The sequence below is a fragment of the Stenotrophomonas sp. GD03654 genome, from assembly GCF_029845105.1.
GTDB lineage: Bacteria > Pseudomonadota > Gammaproteobacteria > Xanthomonadales > Xanthomonadaceae > Stenotrophomonas > Stenotrophomonas africana.
Window position 1 is genome coordinate 93,525 of the sequence record NZ_JAOCLC010000004.1, and the last position, 17,764, is coordinate 111,288.

19 protein-coding genes are annotated in these 17,764 nt (G+C 60.4%); 4 read left to right on the forward strand and 15 right to left on the reverse strand.

Going from position 1 to position 17,764, the window contains the following annotated elements:
- Nucleotides 1–30: 30 nt before the first annotated feature.
- The 9 genes from N5J73_RS03050 to N5J73_RS03090 form a co-directional block, all read right to left on the reverse strand.
- Entirely contained in the window at nt 31–351 is a 321-nt protein-coding gene (locus N5J73_RS03050) for a hypothetical protein (RefSeq protein ID WP_088430237.1), read from the reverse strand.
- Nucleotides 348–1,958: a DUF5906 domain-containing protein gene (locus N5J73_RS03055; RefSeq protein ID WP_141097986.1), complete on the reverse strand. Its 1,611-nt coding sequence runs from the start codon at nt 1,956–1,958 to the stop codon at nt 348–350. The genes N5J73_RS03050 and N5J73_RS03055 overlap by 4 nt, the downstream gene beginning before the upstream one ends.
- A gap of 58 nt (nt 1,959–2,016) precedes the next feature.
- Nucleotides 2,017–2,241: a hypothetical protein gene (locus N5J73_RS03060; RefSeq protein WP_032956336.1), complete on the reverse strand. Its 225-nt coding sequence runs from the start codon at nt 2,239–2,241 to the stop codon at nt 2,017–2,019.
- Between the two features lie 580 nt (nt 2,242–2,821).
- Nucleotides 2,822–3,127 (reverse strand): hypothetical protein, encoded by a 306-nt coding sequence (locus tag N5J73_RS03065; RefSeq protein ID WP_279940556.1) that lies wholly within the window; start codon nt 3,125–3,127, stop codon nt 2,822–2,824.
- An 84-nt stretch (nt 3,128–3,211) separates the two neighbouring features.
- Nucleotides 3,212–3,649, reverse strand: a complete 438-nt coding sequence (locus N5J73_RS03070; protein WP_279940558.1) for a hypothetical protein — start codon at nt 3,647–3,649, stop codon at nt 3,212–3,214.
- 143 nt (nt 3,650–3,792) lie between these two features.
- Nucleotides 3,793–4,284, reverse strand: a complete 492-nt coding sequence (locus N5J73_RS03075; RefSeq protein WP_279940560.1) for a helix-turn-helix domain-containing protein — start codon at nt 4,282–4,284, stop codon at nt 3,793–3,795.
- On the reverse strand, nt 4,271–5,011 hold the full coding sequence (locus N5J73_RS03080) for a hypothetical protein (protein WP_279940561.1): 741 nt from the start codon (nt 5,009–5,011) through the stop codon (nt 4,271–4,273). The genes N5J73_RS03075 and N5J73_RS03080 overlap by 14 nt, the downstream gene beginning before the upstream one ends.
- 3 nt (nt 5,012–5,014) lie before the next feature.
- A complete protein-coding gene (locus N5J73_RS03085) occupies nt 5,015–5,416 on the reverse strand; it encodes a hypothetical protein (RefSeq protein ID WP_279940562.1) in 402 nt (133 codons plus the stop codon).
- A gap of 4 nt (nt 5,417–5,420) precedes the next feature.
- Nucleotides 5,421–7,280: an integrase gene (locus N5J73_RS03090; protein WP_279940563.1), complete on the reverse strand. Its 1,860-nt coding sequence runs from the start codon at nt 7,278–7,280 to the stop codon at nt 5,421–5,423.
- Nucleotides 7,281–7,538: 258 nt separating this feature from the next.
- On the opposite strand from N5J73_RS03090, the gene mutS reads away from it, so the two are divergent.
- The 3 genes from mutS to N5J73_RS03105 all read left to right on the forward strand — a co-directional run bounded on the left by mutS (nt 7,539) and on the right by N5J73_RS03105 (nt 12,635).
- Nucleotides 7,539–10,094 (forward strand): DNA mismatch repair protein MutS, encoded by a 2,556-nt coding sequence (mutS, locus tag N5J73_RS03095; protein ID WP_239684366.1) that lies wholly within the window; start codon nt 7,539–7,541, stop codon nt 10,092–10,094.
- 318 nt (nt 10,095–10,412) lie between these two features.
- Nucleotides 10,413–11,924 carry a catalase gene (locus tag N5J73_RS03100; protein ID WP_192840566.1) on the forward strand — a complete coding sequence of 504 codons (1,512 nt, stop codon included), beginning with the start codon at nt 10,413–10,415 and terminating at the stop codon, nt 11,922–11,924.
- A gap of 108 nt (nt 11,925–12,032) precedes the next feature.
- Nucleotides 12,033–12,635: a DUF937 domain-containing protein gene (locus N5J73_RS03105; protein ID WP_049429956.1), complete on the forward strand. Its 603-nt coding sequence runs from the start codon at nt 12,033–12,035 to the stop codon at nt 12,633–12,635.
- Between the two features lie 111 nt (nt 12,636–12,746).
- Here the strand turns inward: N5J73_RS03105 and N5J73_RS03110 are convergent, their stop codons facing one another.
- From N5J73_RS03110 to N5J73_RS03120, 3 genes are all read right to left on the reverse strand, one after another.
- Nucleotides 12,747–13,940, reverse strand: a complete 1,194-nt coding sequence (locus tag N5J73_RS03110; protein WP_049446975.1) for a cellulase family glycosylhydrolase — start codon at nt 13,938–13,940, stop codon at nt 12,747–12,749.
- Between the two features lie 157 nt (nt 13,941–14,097).
- Nucleotides 14,098–14,505, reverse strand: coding sequence for an RNA-binding S4 domain-containing protein (locus tag N5J73_RS03115; RefSeq protein WP_049446976.1), 408 nt, complete (start codon nt 14,503–14,505; stop codon nt 14,098–14,100).
- A gap of 9 nt (nt 14,506–14,514) precedes the next feature.
- The gene (locus N5J73_RS03120) at nt 14,515–14,754 is read right to left on the reverse strand and encodes a hypothetical protein (RefSeq protein ID WP_049446978.1); all 240 of its coding nucleotides are present in this window, start codon (nt 14,752–14,754) and stop codon (nt 14,515–14,517) included.
- 62 nt (nt 14,755–14,816) lie between these two features.
- On the opposite strand from N5J73_RS03120, the gene N5J73_RS03125 reads away from it, so the two are divergent.
- Nucleotides 14,817–16,289 carry an MATE family efflux transporter gene (locus N5J73_RS03125; protein WP_049446980.1) on the forward strand — a complete coding sequence of 491 codons (1,473 nt, stop codon included), beginning with the start codon at nt 14,817–14,819 and terminating at the stop codon, nt 16,287–16,289.
- A gap of 73 nt (nt 16,290–16,362) precedes the next feature.
- Here N5J73_RS03125 and N5J73_RS03130 read toward each other — a convergent pair whose 3' ends face one another.
- The 3 genes from N5J73_RS03130 to N5J73_RS03140 all read right to left on the reverse strand — a co-directional run bounded on the left by N5J73_RS03130 (nt 16,363) and on the right by N5J73_RS03140 (nt 17,704).
- On the reverse strand, nt 16,363–16,770 hold the full coding sequence (locus tag N5J73_RS03130) for a DUF1801 domain-containing protein (protein ID WP_049446982.1): 408 nt from the start codon (nt 16,768–16,770) through the stop codon (nt 16,363–16,365).
- A 38-nt stretch (nt 16,771–16,808) separates the two neighbouring features.
- The gene (locus N5J73_RS03135; protein WP_049446984.1) at nt 16,809–17,243 is read right to left on the reverse strand and encodes a DUF1801 domain-containing protein; all 435 of its coding nucleotides are present in this window, start codon (nt 17,241–17,243) and stop codon (nt 16,809–16,811) included.
- Between the two features lie 80 nt (nt 17,244–17,323).
- A complete protein-coding gene (locus N5J73_RS03140; protein WP_164078501.1) occupies nt 17,324–17,704 on the reverse strand; it encodes a DUF6404 family protein in 381 nt (126 codons plus the stop codon).
- Nucleotides 17,705–17,764: the final 60 nt, after the last annotated feature.

Sequence of the window (17,764 nt, forward strand, 5' to 3'; positions counted from 1 at the left end):
GCCATTCTTGTATTCTGCATATTTTATTTATCAGTCATTCTCATTACTCCGGTGCACGTTGGTCATGACCTCCAAAAGACGCAGACAGTGACCATGCAGGGCCATTGATTGCACGTGCGCATGCAACTGCTCATCAAGACCTTCTCTAATTTTCCCATGACCTAACAACAATTCATTCTTGGCCCCAATCATCGCGTTCCATTCGTGCAACATATGAGAGGGTATCTTGTCCACGTGTGTAAAACCTTGCGCCACCCAACGCGCCCTCTCCTGCAACTGCTGAGGATCTTCGTACATTTGGTGAAAAGCAGCACAGAATGCCTCTTCGATGTCTTTGTTTGTATTTGTCATTGCAAGAACCTCCATTCGTCGTCCATAAAATCTTTATCACTCATTTGAATAACGGCGGGTGCAGCGGTGGATGGCTCACCCTCCACAACGTCTTTCGTTGTTCGCACACAATCGTTGGTGGTGGACAGCGTAAGAACTTCGCCAGTGGGCAATTCGTAGCTTGGCTGCACGGGAATGCGTGCGCGAACGCAATTGACCTGGACCCCCTCGATACGCCGCGTATCGCCGCGAGGAGACTGCGGCCGTTCAAACCCTGGCATTGCCCAAAAGCGCGTCCAGAACTGCGGCGCGTTAAGCACGTAACGGCCATCACCTTCGCAGAATTTGACGTACGAGTTGTACACCTCAGATTTGGGAGTCAAGGTGTTGGCGTCGGGCACAATTCCGACATCTTCTCGCCACGCCCCAACACAATCATTCTTGTTGCGAATTGATTGTTTGAACGTCTTGGAGGCTTCCGGCCACTCGCTCTCGGGGAGGAAACCGCCGCGCTTCACAATGCGGCTGACGCCTTCCAGCAACCAGTCCAGGACGATGTGAGCTTCTTCCTTGAGAATGCGCTCAGCAAGATTTTGAATGGCCTGGTACGTACCGTGGCGTTGGCTCCACTTGACCACGCACAAGCGGCGGTACATGCCGTCGGTGGCGTCTGTGATCATAGGTTCGTCGTTGGAACTGACGATGTGGCACGATGTGTTTACAAACTCCACCATATCGCGGTACAAAAACTTAGCGGTCAGCAAATCTCCACCGCTGAGCGCTTTGAACGCCTCTTGATCAATGCCGCGTGCCCCCTTCTTGACTTCCGGGGTGAAGATCAAACTGGAGTTCACGCAGTTTGCAAGCATCTGTGGTTCACCGCACTTATCCAGCCAGATTTGAGCCGTGCGGTGATGGAAGCCACGAATGATTGACGACATCACGCCCTTGCCATTACCGCCCGTTCCGACCCACCACCACACCAGTTGATGTGGACCCGGAATAAGCGTCAATGCACACTGCTCTTGCACCAGAGCGCGAATTTCCAAATCCGGCAATGCGCTGGCGAGAAAGCGCCCAAACATCGAGTTGGCGGGAACCGATTGAGGTGTGTGGCGCTTGTTGTACGCAGTGCTCACGGTGGCGTTGACCCCAAACGTCAACCCGAGCTTCTTGTCGGCTGGAAGAACAGTGACCAAACCTTCACTGTCAACGTGCAGATACCCGTTCTTTGTAGCAATAACAAACGTGGATCCATTCCGCTCAGGTAGTGGCTCAAGGGAGTTCACTGAGAATTTGAAACAATCCATGGACGCAGCATTTGTGGCTTTGTCCGGCATATGATTGAACAGGAATTGTGATGCCATTGCCGTGCCTTCGGACAGCGACACCGTGTCCCAGAAAACACCATTCCACTTATAGGCAATACCATTGGCCATTGCCCAGTCCCCACACGCTCCACTGTTGATGTAGTTGACCCAGTTCCATGCGGGTGTGTGGGAGGTCACAATGTTCGCGCTGTTGATTTTTTTGATCTTCGGCTGACCTGCTTTTGGCTTAGTTTTTTTCGCGACCGTGGGTGATGGTGTTGACACCCCAGCATTATTTGATACGTTAATTGCAGACATATTTTTCTCCTATAGTTTTACCTCTCTGAAACCGCGCGGCGGCAACCGTGCGGTTTTTTTATGCTTTTTTGACCGACTGGAACAACCAACCGTCCTGGACAGCCAAATCTGTGAGTTCGCGGATGTACTCTGAAACGGTCAATCCACTGCGTTGCGCCACGTCTTCCAGCAGCGCCAACTTCTCTTGGTCAAAGCGAAATGTTCGATTGACTTTCTGAGGCCGTGCGCGGCGACGGTACGGCTTTCTTTTTTTGATGATCTTGAATTGCAAAACGTCACCCATAAAAACCTCCACATTTAAATAAACACCAACTTGTTCTAATTTATTTTTTTATCTTGTCAAGCATATTTTGTATTGCAAATTTCAAAACCCTTGCAGCACAATGCTTTTGCATCACCATGCATCTGGAATTACCATCAATTTCACGATGCAACTTCAATGCTTTTCGTCCCCATATCAAAATCACCCTCAAACCCTTGCAGCACAATGGCTTGAGCCCATTTTCCATAAATAATACGCAATACAAATTATTGCGTGAGTAGGGTCTTGAGTAGGGTGAAAATGAACCACCCTACTCACTCAAAACCTTTGGTACATAAGCATTTCAGCCATATTGAGTAGGGTGAGTAGGGTAAAACCTTTAAAAGTTATATATAAAATGCATTTCCGCGCCACTTTTACGCAATTAACATAAATATTTATAAAATTTCACTCTACTCACCCACTCACCCCTCAGAAAGCTACTGCCGCAATGCTTTGAGGTGAGTAGGGTGTATTGCGGGCCACCCTACTCACCCCATAATTTGCATTGCGTTTTATCATTTCAAACAACAACCCTGATACCAACCTCACATCACCAGGCCTAATGTTGGAAGAACCGGCTCCTGTTTTCGACCATGAAGTCACGAAACGCCGGAACAATACCGGATCGATCGGAGTGACGAATTCCGTGCATCACCCCCAACCCTTCCGGGTACACGTCAGTAGAGAACATCATCAAGTAATGAATGCGCCTCTTTCGGATTGTTGAGCTTGGGTTGTCGTGCACTGAAAAGTCGTTGATCGCTGCCTTGAATGCCGCACAGCTTTCTTCCCGCGCCGCTTTCAATTCGTCCACTGACATGCGTGCATTAAGTTCTTTTCCATAAAACAATGTGTATGTTCCCATTACTTTCTCCTGCGTTAATTTAGATTTGCCTTCTTACTTATTTCATTGTGCTTTCAGCCATTGCAATTCAAATGACTTTTCATTTCATCCGACCTCACTCATACCCACTGCATAGACCTTCGCGTACTCCTCAGCGAAATCACAGAAGTCCTTTTTGAGTTGTTTGTTGACGGTGCCAAAGAGTTCCTGACTGCCACCAATCCACTCCAAACACACGCCCTTCTCGCTGGTGAAAACACACAAGCACGCTTCAAACAGCTTGCGAACCTCATCGAAGTCGTACTTTGCAACATCAAACTCCGTCAAGGTCTCGGCAGCAAATCTATTAAGACGACACAACAGAACGCTCGCAGGCCGTCCTTCGCGCGCGAAATGCATTTCCACAATCGATGTAGTGATAAGTTTTTTAAGATCATTTTCACGGTCAGTTGATGAGGCAAGGTCCGATGCGAGGGCTGCGAGTGGGCCAAATCCAATGACAACGAATGCTTCGTGGGCGGGGTTAATGGCGTAATCCAACATTGATATTTCCTTTCGGTCACCGCGTTGTTGCGGCAAGCAAATATTGCTTTCGGTTGGATTTATTTGCGACAAAAAAAAAGCCCCCAATTTGGGGGCTGCAAAGGACTGCAAGGGACAACTAGGGACTGGGACTTAACGCAGCATTATTTCAATGCTTGAGTCAGGACGTTCCGTTCGTGCGCGGCAATACGTTCTTGAACCACATCGCGTTGTTGCTGCTGCTCATCCAACAACAACTGTTGCGCTTCAATCATCAATTCCGTGCTTCCCCACTCCCATTCGGTGAGCAAGTCATAGATCCCGTCCACAACTGTGTTGTCGTCCAGTTGGTTGGCGTGGGCCACAATGACCCCGTTCGCCACCTGGAACGCATGGAAATGCACACTGGGCATTACGGGGTGTTGCAGCCACGCGTCCACGTCGCTCTTTCTGTAGCGCACAGGCGTGGTGGACCATCTCTCATCGGTGCGTGCAGGGCGCTCCCCAATGGTGGGGGGCGGCAAGCCTTGATTGCGCAGGCGCTGCAACGTCTTCGTACTGACCTGCATCAAGACTGCAGCTTGTGCAGCACTTAGGTGCAGATCCCCAGGTGCTTGGGCGAGCGCTTGGCGTTGCTGTTCGTCAACCTTGGCCATCGCCGCCTCCAACGTGACGCAACAGTTCGTGCCGTTGGACCCTGGACAGGCGCAACTCGTCCAAATCTCCTGTTCCAGAAGTGAGGGCGACACGAACGGTGTCAGCCCATCGCACGAACACATTGATGTCCGCCCACTGAAGCTCCAATACCTCCAATGCTGACAGGTGTTCAATACGGGCTTCGGTCAGCGCTGAAATTACGTCCTCGTCGCTCAAATCGTAGACCGTGCCCAGCACGCGTGACTTATCGTCAAGGATCCAAGGCAGTGCAGTCGTGGCGTCGTGGATCCCAGCGAAGCCCATGCTCTTCTTATCGAGCAGACGCTTTAGACGTGCAATCTCAGATTGCAGCCCCTTGTTTTCAAGCTCCAATTCCAGCAGCGCCAATTCCGTCTTCTTTGCGGCCACGGCCGATTTGATCTTTCGTTCCTTGTAGCTTGATGCCGACAACTGCTCACGCCATTCGTCAAGATCGGTCAGCTTATAAAACACCTTTGCCGTTTGGCCCAGGCCACCACTGCTGCTTAAACTTGTTGACTTTGGCCCCATGCCCTGAGCGTTGTACCGCGACAATGTGCGTGTGTGGATCCCCAAATAATAGGAGGCCGCTTCACGCCCCACTGACTGGATTGCTCCGGACTTGGCGCGCTCAATCTCCGCTTCCAATTCATTCGTACGTAATGATTGGTAGCCCTCAGCATCTCGCTTAATGATCACGGCACTCATTGGTCAAACCTCTTTGATCTGGATGTCCACACCGATACCTTGAATTTCGTCCAAGATACAGCCCAGACCTCCAATTGTTGCACCCATCTTCCCCTTTAAACGATCTTTGCGTTGAACAGTTAGAGCGTTTGAGAAGTTCTCAAGGATCCAATTGCGGCTTCGCCGTATCTCATCACTGTCCAGCGCCGCCAAACGCTCATTGATGGGATGGTACAAGCGCCTCAACTCCTGAAAGCGTCTGAGCGCAAATTGGGTGTACGTGGTTTCGGCGGTGCGTTGATCCATGCGTTTTGCGTCCTCAATCAATCTTTTGAAGTCGCGCACATCGCGGTACAGAAGCCTCAATTCCTCCACGGAATGTTCCCGCACCTTTCTCTTTTCCGTGAGTTCGTCAACGAAAAGCATTCCGTTACTCATCATCTTCCTCGCCTTTAACCGGACGCAGCCCCGAATGGATGACGGGCATCTTGTCATTCAGTTCATCCAAAAATGGCTTTTCCGCACCCTTCAACACATTCCACACACGGGGACTGGTCGAAATCATGACCTCTTCCACTTTGGAAAACGCCTCCCGCAAAGCCCCCCACTCCTGCTCATTGTACAGGTCGGTGACATTGGCCGAGCCATTGTTGACTTTGTGATTGAGCATGTCGGAGACAATACGGCCAGACATGAGGGCTTCGGCAAACCGCCCCAAAGTTCGGCGCAAATCGTGTGGCGTCAAGCCAATGTCAATCTCCTGACGCAAATCCAACATGCCCGCGTCCACACGCACGTTTTTAATAATGGATTTACTGTCGCTGTAGTGCCCTTCTCTCGATCGAGTGGAACGGGCTGGAAACACCCACTTCATGCGTTCGGACTTTTGTTCAACCCGATACACTTCACGCTGCGCTTTGGCAATTGTCATGTAATCGGATGTGGTCTTTTTAACCTCTTCCACCGCACGCTTGGCCCGGTCCATTTCACTGGGCAATTGCGCTTCGGCGTCCTTGGCATCATTCAAGCGTTGGATGAGGATTTTTTCTGCAAAGTAGGCAACCGGCAAAAAACGGACTTCACCATTTTTTGTGTCGTGAAAGAACACTTGTGAGCCTGGACGCTTGGTGCTGGGATTGATATCACCAGCGTTGGGCGCAAGCCACACCCACGACACACGCTCATTGGCAAGGTCGTCCTTGGACACCTTGTCGTACCACTGCAACTGTGTGGCCTCATTCCGACGTGCACCCCACAGCAACGTCAACAGCAGATAGTCCACAGCAACGGCGTTGTGTTTGTTTTGCAAATTTCGGCGGAACACCAACGTCTTTAGCACCGTGGACAGTGTGCCGTCCTCTTTGCCCAGCGGATTGCGCACCTGTGCTTTGCGGTAGTGTTCGCGCTTCTCTTTAGCCCCTCGCCACAGTTCCAAATCAAAAAGAGACTCGACGGGGTTGAACTGAATGGCGACCTCACGTCCTTCCCTGTGCGCGTCCAATCGTTCTTGGCGCAGAACAATTTCAATGGCCCGGTTCAAATCGGCAAAGGTGTGTTCAACGGCTTCAATGCCAGCTGATTTGGCCCGTTGAATGTACTTGCCCGACAAGCCCATGGCAGCGTACTCGTCCATTGCCAACGCCCACCATTTGTCCTTTGCTGCCAACAGTGGCTTGACCTCTGCGGGGATCCGGTTGGACTTAAGCATTGCCGACGTGCGCAAGGCGTTCCACGCCTTCACAATTTGATCGTGGCTCAGATCCCGAACTTGGATGTCCGCAAGCCCCACCTCATTGCGCGCCAGTCGCGCCAAGCTGTTTTGCACGGCCTTTGTGCTGTTGGCTTTGCGTTTGCCCGCCTCGACTTGGGCGTCCAGTCGTTCGATATAGCGCTCCATACACGCCCGCACCGTAATGTGCTTTGCGCTCGTCGTTCTGCGCTCTTGTGCGTCCCTGCGCCGGGGGCTTTCTCCACCCGACTGTACGATGTACGCAATTTCCAATCGGGCCTTTTCGTGCGCCTGGACAATCGACATGTCGTCCACGGACCCCAGTGACACGCGTACAACACGCTCCCCCACCCGCTTGCGCACCTCAAATGAATTGCCGCTGGTGCCAACGTACACACCAAACCCGGTGGGCGCTCCTTGGGTGTCGTCCACAAAGCGGTAAGGCTTGGGGTCGGGGTTGGCTTCAATGACGGTCTTGCCGTTGGCGTCCAATGCTGGACGCTCATTGATGGTCAACGCACGCAACTGCCGATCACTCAATTTGTATCGCTGCTTGCTCATCTCTGTCACCCTTGTCGTGGATACATTGCTGTGTCCATGGCGCTGCGGCATACGCCGACTGTACTATGCAAAACGCCCGTGGACACACTGTTTAAGCCCCGCCGTCTCCCATGGACACCAGATGGACACTTTTTGTGCCCACAAGCGTCCTACGACGCCCTCTGGTGTCTCAAGTTGTCGCCGCGCCGACTCGTCTAACGTGCTGATTAGCTTCAATAATTCATGAAAAACAACGACTTATCGGGTCATACACCCGCCATGAAGCAGTTCTTCGCAGCCAAGTCCGATTATCCGGACCTGCTGCTGTTCTTCCGCATGGGCGATTTCTACGAGCTGTTCTACGACGACGCGCGCAAGGCCGCGCGCCTGCTCGACATCACCCTGACCCAGCGTGGCAGCTCCGGCGGTGCACCGATTCCGATGGCCGGCGTGCCGGTGCATGCCTACGAAGGCTACCTGGCACGGCTGGTGGCGTTGGGCGAATCGGTGGCGATCTGCGAGCAGATCGGCGACCCGGCGCTGGCCAAGGGCCTGGTCGAACGCAAGGTGGTGCGCATCGTCACCCCCGGCACGGTCACCGACGAGGCACTGCTGGACGAACGCCGCGACACCCTGCTGATGGCGCTGTCGCGCAGCAAGCAGGGCTACGGCCTGGCCTGGGCCGACCTGGCCGGTGGCCGCTTCCTGGTCAACGAAGTGGAGACCGACGACGCGCTGGAAGCCGAGCTGGCCCGCCTGGAGCCGGCCGAGCTGTTGGTACCCGACGAAGAGAACTGGCCGGAGTTCCTGCGCCAGCGTACCGGCGTACGTCGCCGCGCACCGTGGCTGTTCGACGCCGACAGCGGCCGCCGTCAGCTGCTGAACTTCTTCAAGCTGCATGACCTGAGCGGCTTCGGCATCGATGACAAGCCGCGCGCCACCGCAGCCGCTGGCGCCCTGCTCGGCTATGTCGAGGAAACCCAGAAGCAGCGGCTGCCGCACCTGACTTCGATCGCGATGGAAACCGCCGGCGAGGCGATCGCGATGAACGCCGCCACCCGCCGCCACCTGGAACTGGATACACGCGTCGACGGCGATACCCGCAACACGCTGCTGGGCGTGCTCGACAGCACGGTGACGCCGATGGGCGGCCGCCTGCTGCGGCGCTGGCTGCACCGCCCGCTGCGCCTGCGCGAGGTGCTGGTACAGCGCCACCATGCGGTGGAAACCCTGATCGATCGCGGCAGTGACGCCGACATCCGCGAGCAGTTCCGCCGCCTCGGCGACCTGGAACGCATCCTCACCCGCGTGGCGCTGCGCTCGGCGCGCCCGCGCGACTTCTCCACCCTGCGCGATGGCCTGGGCCTGCTGCCGGCGGTGCGCGAGGTGCTGGCGCCGCTGGATTCGCCGCGCCTGCAGGCCCTGCATGCCGCACTGGGCGAACACGATGAGTGCGCGCAGCTGCTGGCCAGCGCCATCGCCGAAATGCCACCGCTGAAGCTCAGCGACGGCGGCGTGCTGGCCGATGGCTTCGATGAAGAGCTGGACGAACTGCGCCGCCTGTCCACCCATGCCGACCAGTTCCTGGTCGACCTGGAACAGCGCGAGCGCGAGAGCAGCGGCATTCCCACCCTGAAGGTGGGCTACAACCGCGTGCACGGTTACTACATCGAGATCAGCAAGGGCCAGTCCGATCGCGCGCCGGTGCATTACACCCGCCGCCAGACGCTGACAAACGCCGAGCGCTACATCACCGAAGAACTGAAGGCCTTCGAGGACAAGGTACTGTCCGCACGCGACCGTTCGCTGTCGCGCGAGAAGTACCTGTACGAACAGCTGCTGGACACCCTTGGCGGGCAGCTGGAACCGCTGAAGCAGTGTGCCGCTGCATTGAGCGAACTGGACGTGCTGGCGGCCTTCGCCGAACGCGCACAGGCGCTGGACTGGGCGCGCCCGGAACTGCAGGCCGAGCCGTGCCTGAAGATCGAGCGTGGCCGCCACCCGGTGGTCGAGGCGGTACGCGAGCAGCCGTTCGAACCCAATGATCTGGACCTGCATCCGGAACGTCGCATGCTGGTCATCACCGGCCCGAACATGGGCGGTAAATCGACCTACATGCGGCAGAACGCGCTGATCGTGCTGCTGGCCCACATCGGCAGCTTCGTGCCGGCCAGCCGTGCGCTGATCGGCCCGATCGACCGCATCCTCACCCGCATCGGCGCAGGCGACGACCTGGCGCGCGGGCAGTCGACCTTCATGGTCGAAATGGCCGAGACCAGCTACATCCTGCATCACGCCACCGCCCATTCGCTGGTGCTGATGGATGAGATCGGCCGTGGCACGTCCACTTACGATGGCCTGGCGCTGGCCGACGCCGTGGCCCGCCACTTGGCCTACCAGAACCGCTGCTACACGCTGTTCGCCACCCACTACTTCGAGCTGACCGCGCTGGCCGACGAGCAGCACGAAGGCGGCCGTAGCGGCATCGCCAACGTGCACCTGGATGCCGTCGAGCACGGTGAGGCGCTGGTGTTCATGCACGCGGTGAAGGATGGCCCGGCAAACCGCAGCTTCGGCCTGCAGGTGGCGGCACTGGCCGGCCTGCCGCGCGCCACCGTCGCGCAGGCACGCCGTCGCCTGGCCGAGCTGGAACAGCGCGGTGGTGAAAGCCATGCCGCCGAGCTGGCACCCCAGGCATTGGATGCACCGCAGCAGTTCGGCCTGTTCGCGGCGCCGTCGAACAAGGCACAGGAAGCACTGGCCGCCATCGATCCGGACGAACTGACCCCGAAGCAGGCGCTGGAAGCGTTGTATCGCTTGAAAGCGCTGCTGTAGCCGCAGCGCACGCGCTTGGCCTCCTGCCTCGCAGGAGGCCCATCGAAAGATTTCGCAAATCTGATTCTGAGTTTCAATTGACAGAATCTATCAACCTGAACGAATCATTCGATTATTCATTTCATCTGGCGCTAGCTAAAGTCGAGTGAAGATGTTCCACCCCGTCTTCACCCGCAGGAGCCAGCCATGAGCCAGTCCGATAACAACAGCCCCAAATGCCCGTATCACACCGCGCCGTCGCCTGCGGAAGGCGCCCAGCAGCAGCGCGAGCTGAGCACCACGCCGAAGCAGAAGCAGGGCGATGACCCGGTCACCCCGATGACCACGGCCTTCGGCGCGCCGGTGGTGGACAACCAGAACAGCAAGACCGCCGGCCCGCGCGGCCCGCTGCTGATGGAAGACGTGTGGCTGCTGGAAAAGCTGGCCAACCTCAACCGCGAGATCATTCCCGAGCGCCGCATGCACGCCAAGGGCTCGGGCGCGTTCGGTACCTTCACCGTCACCCACGACATCAGCAAGTACACCCGCGCCAAGCTGTTCGAGAAGGTCGGCAAGCAGACCGAGATGTTCGCCCGCTTCACCACCGTGGCCGGTGAGCGTGGCGCCGCCGACGCCGAGCGCGACATCCGCGGCTTCGCGCTGAAGTTCTACACCGAAGAAGGCAACTGGGACCTGGTCGGCAACAATACCCCTGTGTTCTTCCTGCGCGACCCGCGCAAGTTCGCCGACCTCAACAAGGCCGTGAAGCGCGACCCGCACACCAACCTGCGCAGCGCGCGCAACAACTGGGATTTCTGGACGCTGCTGCCCGAAGCCCTGCTGCAGGTGACCGTGGTGATGAGCGACAGCGGCATCCCGCGCAGCTTCCGCCACATGCACGGTTTCGGCTCGCACACCTACAGCTTCACCAATGCTGACAGCGAACGCTTCTGGGTGAAGTTCCACTTCGTCAGCCAGCAGGGCATCGAATCGCTGACCGACGCGCAGGCGCAGATCCTGGTCGGCCATGACCGCGAAAGCCACGGCCGCGACCTGTTCGCCGCGATCGAGAAGGGCGATTTCCCGAAGTGGAAGCTGTTCATCCAGGTCATGCCGGAGCTGGAGGCGGAAACCTATCGCGTGCATCCCTTCGACCTGACCAAGGTGTGGCCGAAGAGCGACTACCCGCTGATCGAAGTGGGCCAGTTCGAACTGAACCGCAACCCGGTCAACTGGTACCAGGACGTGGAGCAGTCGGCATTCGCACCGAGCAACCTGGTGCCGGGCATCGGCCCGTCGCCGGACAAGATGCTGCAGGCGCGCCTGTTCGCCTATTCCGATGCGCAGCGTTACCGCCTGGGCGTGAACCACCACCAGATTCCGGTGAACGCCGCACGCTGCCCGGTGCACAGCAACCACCGCGACGGTGCGATGCGCGTGGACGGCAACTACGGCGGCCTGCCGCACTACGAGCCGAACAGCTACGGCCAGTGGCAGGAACAGCCGCAGTACCGCGAGCCGCCGATGAAGATCCGCGGTGACGCCGACTTCTGGAATTTCCGTGAGGACGACGCCGACTACTTCAGCCAGCCCGGGGCCCTGTTCCGCAGCTACAACCAGGCACAGAAGGACCGCCTGTTCGCCAACACTGCCCGCGCCCTGGGCGATGCGCCGGACTTCATCAAGCAGCGCCACATCGACAACTGCAGCAAGGCCGACCCGGCCTATGGCGCTGGTGTTGCCGCGGCGCTGAAGGCGCTGGCCAGCCAGCCGTCGGATCCGTTCAAGCCGGCGCAGCCGGAAGCGGACTTCCCCACCGCGACCCCGGGCGCCGAAGACATCGAGCTCTGATCGCCCTGGCCCGTGAACAGCACGCCGCCTCCCCGTGAGGCGGCGTCGCCGTTTTAACGGTCCGCGTCGTATCGTCTGCACGCCCAAACCCAATCAAGGAGCCCCCTGATGAGCCTGACCGATGAACTTCTCTCCAAACTGCAGGGCGCGCCGCTGCAGCAGGTGTCGCAGCAGCTCGGCATCAGCGACACCCAGGCCTCCGGTGCGATCAGTGCCGCGCTGCCGGTGCTGATGGGCGCGCTGGGCAACAACGCCTCGCAGCCACAGGGCGCCCAGGCGCTGCTCGGCGCACTGCAGAACAACCACAGTGGGCTGGACCTGGGCAGCGTGCTCGGTTCGGTGCTGGGCGGCGGTGGCGGTGGTGCCGCAAGCGACGGTGCCGGCATCCTCGGCCACATCTTCGGCGGCAGCCAGCAGAAGGTGGAAACCGGCCTGGCCCAGGCCACCCAGCTCGACAGCGGCCGCACCAGCCAGCTGCTGCAGATCCTCGCCCCGATCGTGATGGCCTTCCTCGCCCAGCGCCTCGGCGGTGGCCAGGCCGATGCCGGCTCGCTCAGCCAGGCGCTGGGCCAGGAGAAGCAGCAGGTGCAGCAGCAGGGCGGTCTCGCCGGTGGTCTGCTTGGCAGCCTGCTGGACCAGGACGGCGATGGCCAGCTGGGTGTGGGCGACCTGCTGAAGCTGGGCGGCAACCTGCTCGGTGGCAAGCGCTGACCGAAGATGTCGCCGGGTATGGCTCGGCGCTATCGGGGCGTCGCGTTGATTGGTATCCGCCGAGCGCATGATCGGAATTTCAATGGGTAGCGCCGGGCCATGCCCGGCGTCTTACCGGTTGCCTGCCTTCAGCCGCTCCAGGATCGGCGCGAACACCGGTGCCTTCATCGAACGCGGCGGTGCCACGGTCTTCCCCTTCTCCTGCGCCTGCCAGTACGACCACGGCAGCGGCCCGTGGCCCAGCTCGTAGTCCATGCCATCCCAGCCATCCTCGCGGAAGGCGTAGAACGCCCAATGCACCTTCTCCTGCTCCAGCACCTGCAGCACATCCTGCAGGTAGCGCTGGCAGTCGGGCCAGCGCCGCATGCAACCGAACTCGCCCACCACAATGCGGTTGGCCCCCACGCCATGCGTCTTCGCCCAGTCCATCGGCTGCTGCAGGTAACTGCGCACACGCGTGGCATCCCAGCGTTCGCTGTGCTCGCCAAACGGCACCACGCCCGGGTAGAGATACGGCGTGGTGCGCTTCTGGTTTGGCGCGCTGGTGGCGGCATACGGCTCATACATGTGCACGCTGTACAGGAGTTTCGGGTCTGCCAGCGGCGCCGGCCAGTAGTTGAAACCGTCGGCAGCGGCGTACCAGCCGGCATCCAGCATCAACGGCATGTCCGCATCGACCGCGCGGATGCTGGCGATCAGTTCCGAATAGAAACGACGCAGATCGCGCGGCCCGTCCTGCACACCGGTGTACCACTGGCGCATGGCCTCTGCCGAAGCATGCTCGGCCAGGCCAGCACCGTATTCGGGAACCGGTTCGTTGATCAGGTTGTAGGCGGCCAGCGCGGGATGACCCTTCAATGCCGTGGCGAGGTCGTTCCAGAAGCGCCGCGCGGGAACGTGGTTGTCGAAGGATTGCCACAGGCGCGGGTCGACCTTGCCATCATTCTTCTGCTTCCAGCGCAGCAGGGGCAGCGACAGCGGCACCAGCACCACCTTCAGGCCCGCGGCATTAGCGTCATCCAGCGCGCGGCGCAGGGTCCCCACATCGGCCTGCACCAGCCCTTGGTAATCGTCGGCGTCGCCCATCAGGAAATCGCGGCCGCCGGCACTTTTCCACTTGTCCGGGCTCAGCCGTACCCAGGTCGCGCCGGTGTCACGCAACGCCTGGAAATAGGCACGGTCAGGTGGTGCTTCGTTGAAGCTGTTGCCACCGCGCTGCGGCATATCCCAGAAGGTGATGTCGGCGGCGGACGCCGGGACGGCAGTGGCGAGGGTCAGGCACAGCAGGCTGCGGCGCAGGCGCATTGCGATCTTCCATGAGAAGGAAGATCCAACCTGCGGGGCGCAAGCCGAACGGTAGCTGAGCGCGCGCGGCACAGCGCACGCCGCGCGGCCATGAACCGGTAGATACCAACCTTGCTTGGCAGCCAGGCACAACGCCCACCAAGGTGGGCAACTACCGTCAAAGCGCGTCCAGGTCACCCAGCGCGCGGATCAACCGACGTGCGCGCTTGTCAGGCTTGTGCTCCGGCGGCTGGAACCCGTCGCGTGCGGCGATGCGCAGCGCACGCTGCTCGGCACGACGCGCCTTCGAGGCCTCGCTCTCGGCATACAGCTGCTGCGCCGCCGGGGCCGGTCCGCGCTGGTCGCTCAGGCCCAGCACCTGGATCTCGAAATGCTCCTCGCCACGATCCACCTGCAGCTGCTCGCCCACGCGCACCGCGCGCGAGGATTTCGGACGCTGGCCGGCGACGCTGACCTTGCCGGTTTCGATGGCCTGCTTGGCTAGGCTGCGGGTCTTGAAGAAGCGGGCCGCCCACAGCCAGATGTCCAGGCGGACACTGGGCGACAGCGGGGAAAGTTCATGCATCGATCTGGACTACTCCGGTGGCTTGTTCAGAGGGCGCGGATGGTCGGGGTCGGTCCGGCAGCCGGTGCCGCCGATCAGCGTCGGCACACCCGCGGACAGATCCTGGCGCTGGCTGCCGACCAGGCACTCGGGGCGGTCGGTCGGCCGCACCTGGGTATCGCCCAGCCGGTCACCTGTCGAACATGCGGCCAGTGCGGCGCCGATCAAGGCCAGCGCCAGAGCCCGCGTCACCTGCAGTCGTTGATGCATTGCCACATCCCGCAAACCGGCTTGGTGCTAGTGTGCGCCTCCCGGGATTCGATCACCACTCCATGGCCAAAGCGCCGCTTGACCTGACCTCCGGCCCGATCGGCCGCAATCTCCTGTTGTTTTCCCTGCCGATCCTGGCGGGCAACATCGCGCAGTCGCTGAACGGATCGGTGAATGCGGTCTGGGTCGGGCGCTTCCTCGGCGAGGCGGCGCTGACCGCCACCGCGAACGCCAACAACATCATGTTCTTCCTGATTGGCTCGGTGTTCGGCTTCGGCATGGCCTCGACCATCCTGATCGGCCAGGCGATCGGCGCGCGCGACATCGCGCAGGCGCGGCGCGTAGTCGGCACCAGCGCCACCTTCTTCATCGGCCTGTCGGTGATCATCGCCATTGCCGGTTGGTTCATGGCGCACCCCTTGCTGGCGGCAATGGGTACGCCAGCTGCCTCGCTGCCGCTGGCCGAGGCCTACCTGCGGATCATCTTCCTGGCGATGCCGACGCTGTATGCGTTCGCCTTCCTCACCGCCGCGCTGCGTGGTGCCGGCGATTCGCGCACGCCGTTCCGCTTCCTGATGGTCTCGGTGGCGCTGGACATCGTGCTGAACCCGGTGCTGATCTTCGGCATGGGGCCGTTCCCCGCGCTCGGCATTGCCGGTTCGGCCTGGGCCACCCTGGTCGCGCAGACGCTCTCGCTGGCCGGCCTGCTGCTGTACATGCGGCACAAACGCCACACGCTGTGGCTGGGCCGCGCCGACATGCGCCTGTTCAAGCTCGACCTGACCATCCTCAAGGCACTGGTGCTCAAGGGCGTGCCGATGGGCCTGCAGATGGTGTTGATCTCGCTGTCGGTGATCCTGCTGATGACCATGGTCAACCAGTACGGCACCGATACCGGCGCCGGTTATGGCGCCGCGCTGCAGCTGTGGAACTACCTGCAGATGCCGGCGATGGCGATCGGTGCAGCGTGCTCGTCGATGGCCGCACAGAACGTCGGTGCGCAGCGCTGGGACCGTGTACGCGGCACTGCGCGCCAGGGCGTGCTGTTCAACTTCCTGCTGACCGGCGCACTGATCCTGCCGCTGGTGGTGTTCGACCGGCAGCTGCTGGCGCTGTTCCTGCCTCCGGCCAGCCAGGCGCTGGACATCGCCCGCCACCTCAATCACGTGGTGATCGGCTCGTTCCTGTTCTTCGGTGTCAGCTTCGTCATCTCCGGCGTGGTGCGCTCCACTGGCGCGGTGATTCCGCCGCTGCTGATCCTGGCCGGTTCGCTGTGGGGCGTGCGCGTGCCGTTCGCCGAACTGCTGCAGCCGTACTGGGGCGCCGATGCGATCTGGTGGAGCTTCCCGGTCAGCTCGTTCGTGTCGATGCTGCTGTCGCTGGCGTATTACCGCTGGGGTGGCTGGCGCAAGGCGAAGATGATCGGCAAGCCCTCCCACGCCGAGGAACTGGCCACGCCGTCGGAGATTCCGGCTTGTCCGCCGTCGCCGGTGGCCGATCCGGACGCCGCGCTGGATGCCACTCCGCCGCGGTGAGGTGGGTGCGAACCGTTGGCCCGCACAGGCATAGCCCCCCAGCCGAGCGTGGGCTCGGCTCTACAGGAAGCGGTCAGCGTTTCTTCTTTGCGGCGTTGAACTTCGCGGCTTCCCGCAACAACGCCTTCAACGCCGCGGCATTGGGCATCGCACCTTCATGGATGTCGATCGCACGCCGCGTGTTGCCATCCAGGCTGGCGTTGAACAGGCCCTTCGGATCGGCCAGCGCCGCACCGTTGGCGAAGGTGAGCTTCACCGCCTGCTTGTAGGTCTCGCCGGTGCACAGGATGCCGTTGTGCTCCCACACCGGCGTGCCACGCCACTTCCAGGTTTCCTGCACGTCAGGCAACGCCTCATGGATCAATGCACGCACGCGGGCCAGCGTTTCGCCGCGCCAGTCGCCCAGCTCGGCGATGCGCGCATCGATCAGTTCAGCCGCCGTGGTTCCGGCGTCGTCAGGGTTCGGCGCGTACGTGGTCATCAGCGGTTCTCGTCGGCAAGGAGATCGTAACGGTGGACTTACATGCGTTCTCCAGGCAATGCGGCCGCCTGGCGCACCCAGTCGAGGAACTGTGCCTCATCCCGCACGCCATCCTGCTCAATGTGCAGGTAACGCGTATCGGCACTTTTGGACGGCTCCGGCGGCACCGGCCTCAGCGCGGCGCCGCGGAAGAACGCGACCTTTATGTAGCGGGTGAAGCAATGGAAGCTGAGGAACCAGCCTTCGCCCCTGGCCACCGAGTACATCGGCGAGTTCCACTTCACCGCCTTGTGCACGCCGGGTACGGCCTGTTCGATCAGCGCATCCAGCTGTTCGCCGATCGGACGTTTCCAGTCCGGCATGGCGGCAATGTAGGCCTGCACCGGGGCATTGCCCTCGCCCTTGGCGATCTGCGGGTTGCCGCCGGACAGCAGTGTTGGGGCGGCGGAGGGTGCGGATCGCTTGGCGGGCATCGCACGGCACGTCCATCGGGATGATGCCGGCAGCCTAGCGCGACGCGCGCCTGCTGGTCACGGCGCGGTGCGCCATCAGCTCAGTCCGCCTGCCGCGCGCGGAACTGTCGCCAGTCCGGCAGCTTGCAGTGGCGGCGCAGCGAGCGCATCAGGGCCGCCATCACCACGCCGAACAGCGCACCAGCCAACAGCCCGGCGACCAGCAACAGCGCCAGCGGGCGCTCGCTGCCCTGCCACAGCATCAGCCACATCAGCGCGGTCCAGAACAGCCCGAACAGCAGGCCCTGCACCAGCGCGTTGGTGCTGAAGCCGGCCAGGATCGGCGGCGGCAGTGCGATGCCCATGCGCCAGAGCAGGCGGTGCAGTAACGGTGCCGACTGCACACGCGCCAGCCCCTTGCCGTCGAGGAAGCGCAACGCCGACTGGATCACGGCGGGATAGCGCGGGTTGATGTCGTTCATCACCTGATCGTGGCCGATGCGATGCCGGAAACGCAAACGGCCACCCGAAGGTGGCCGTCG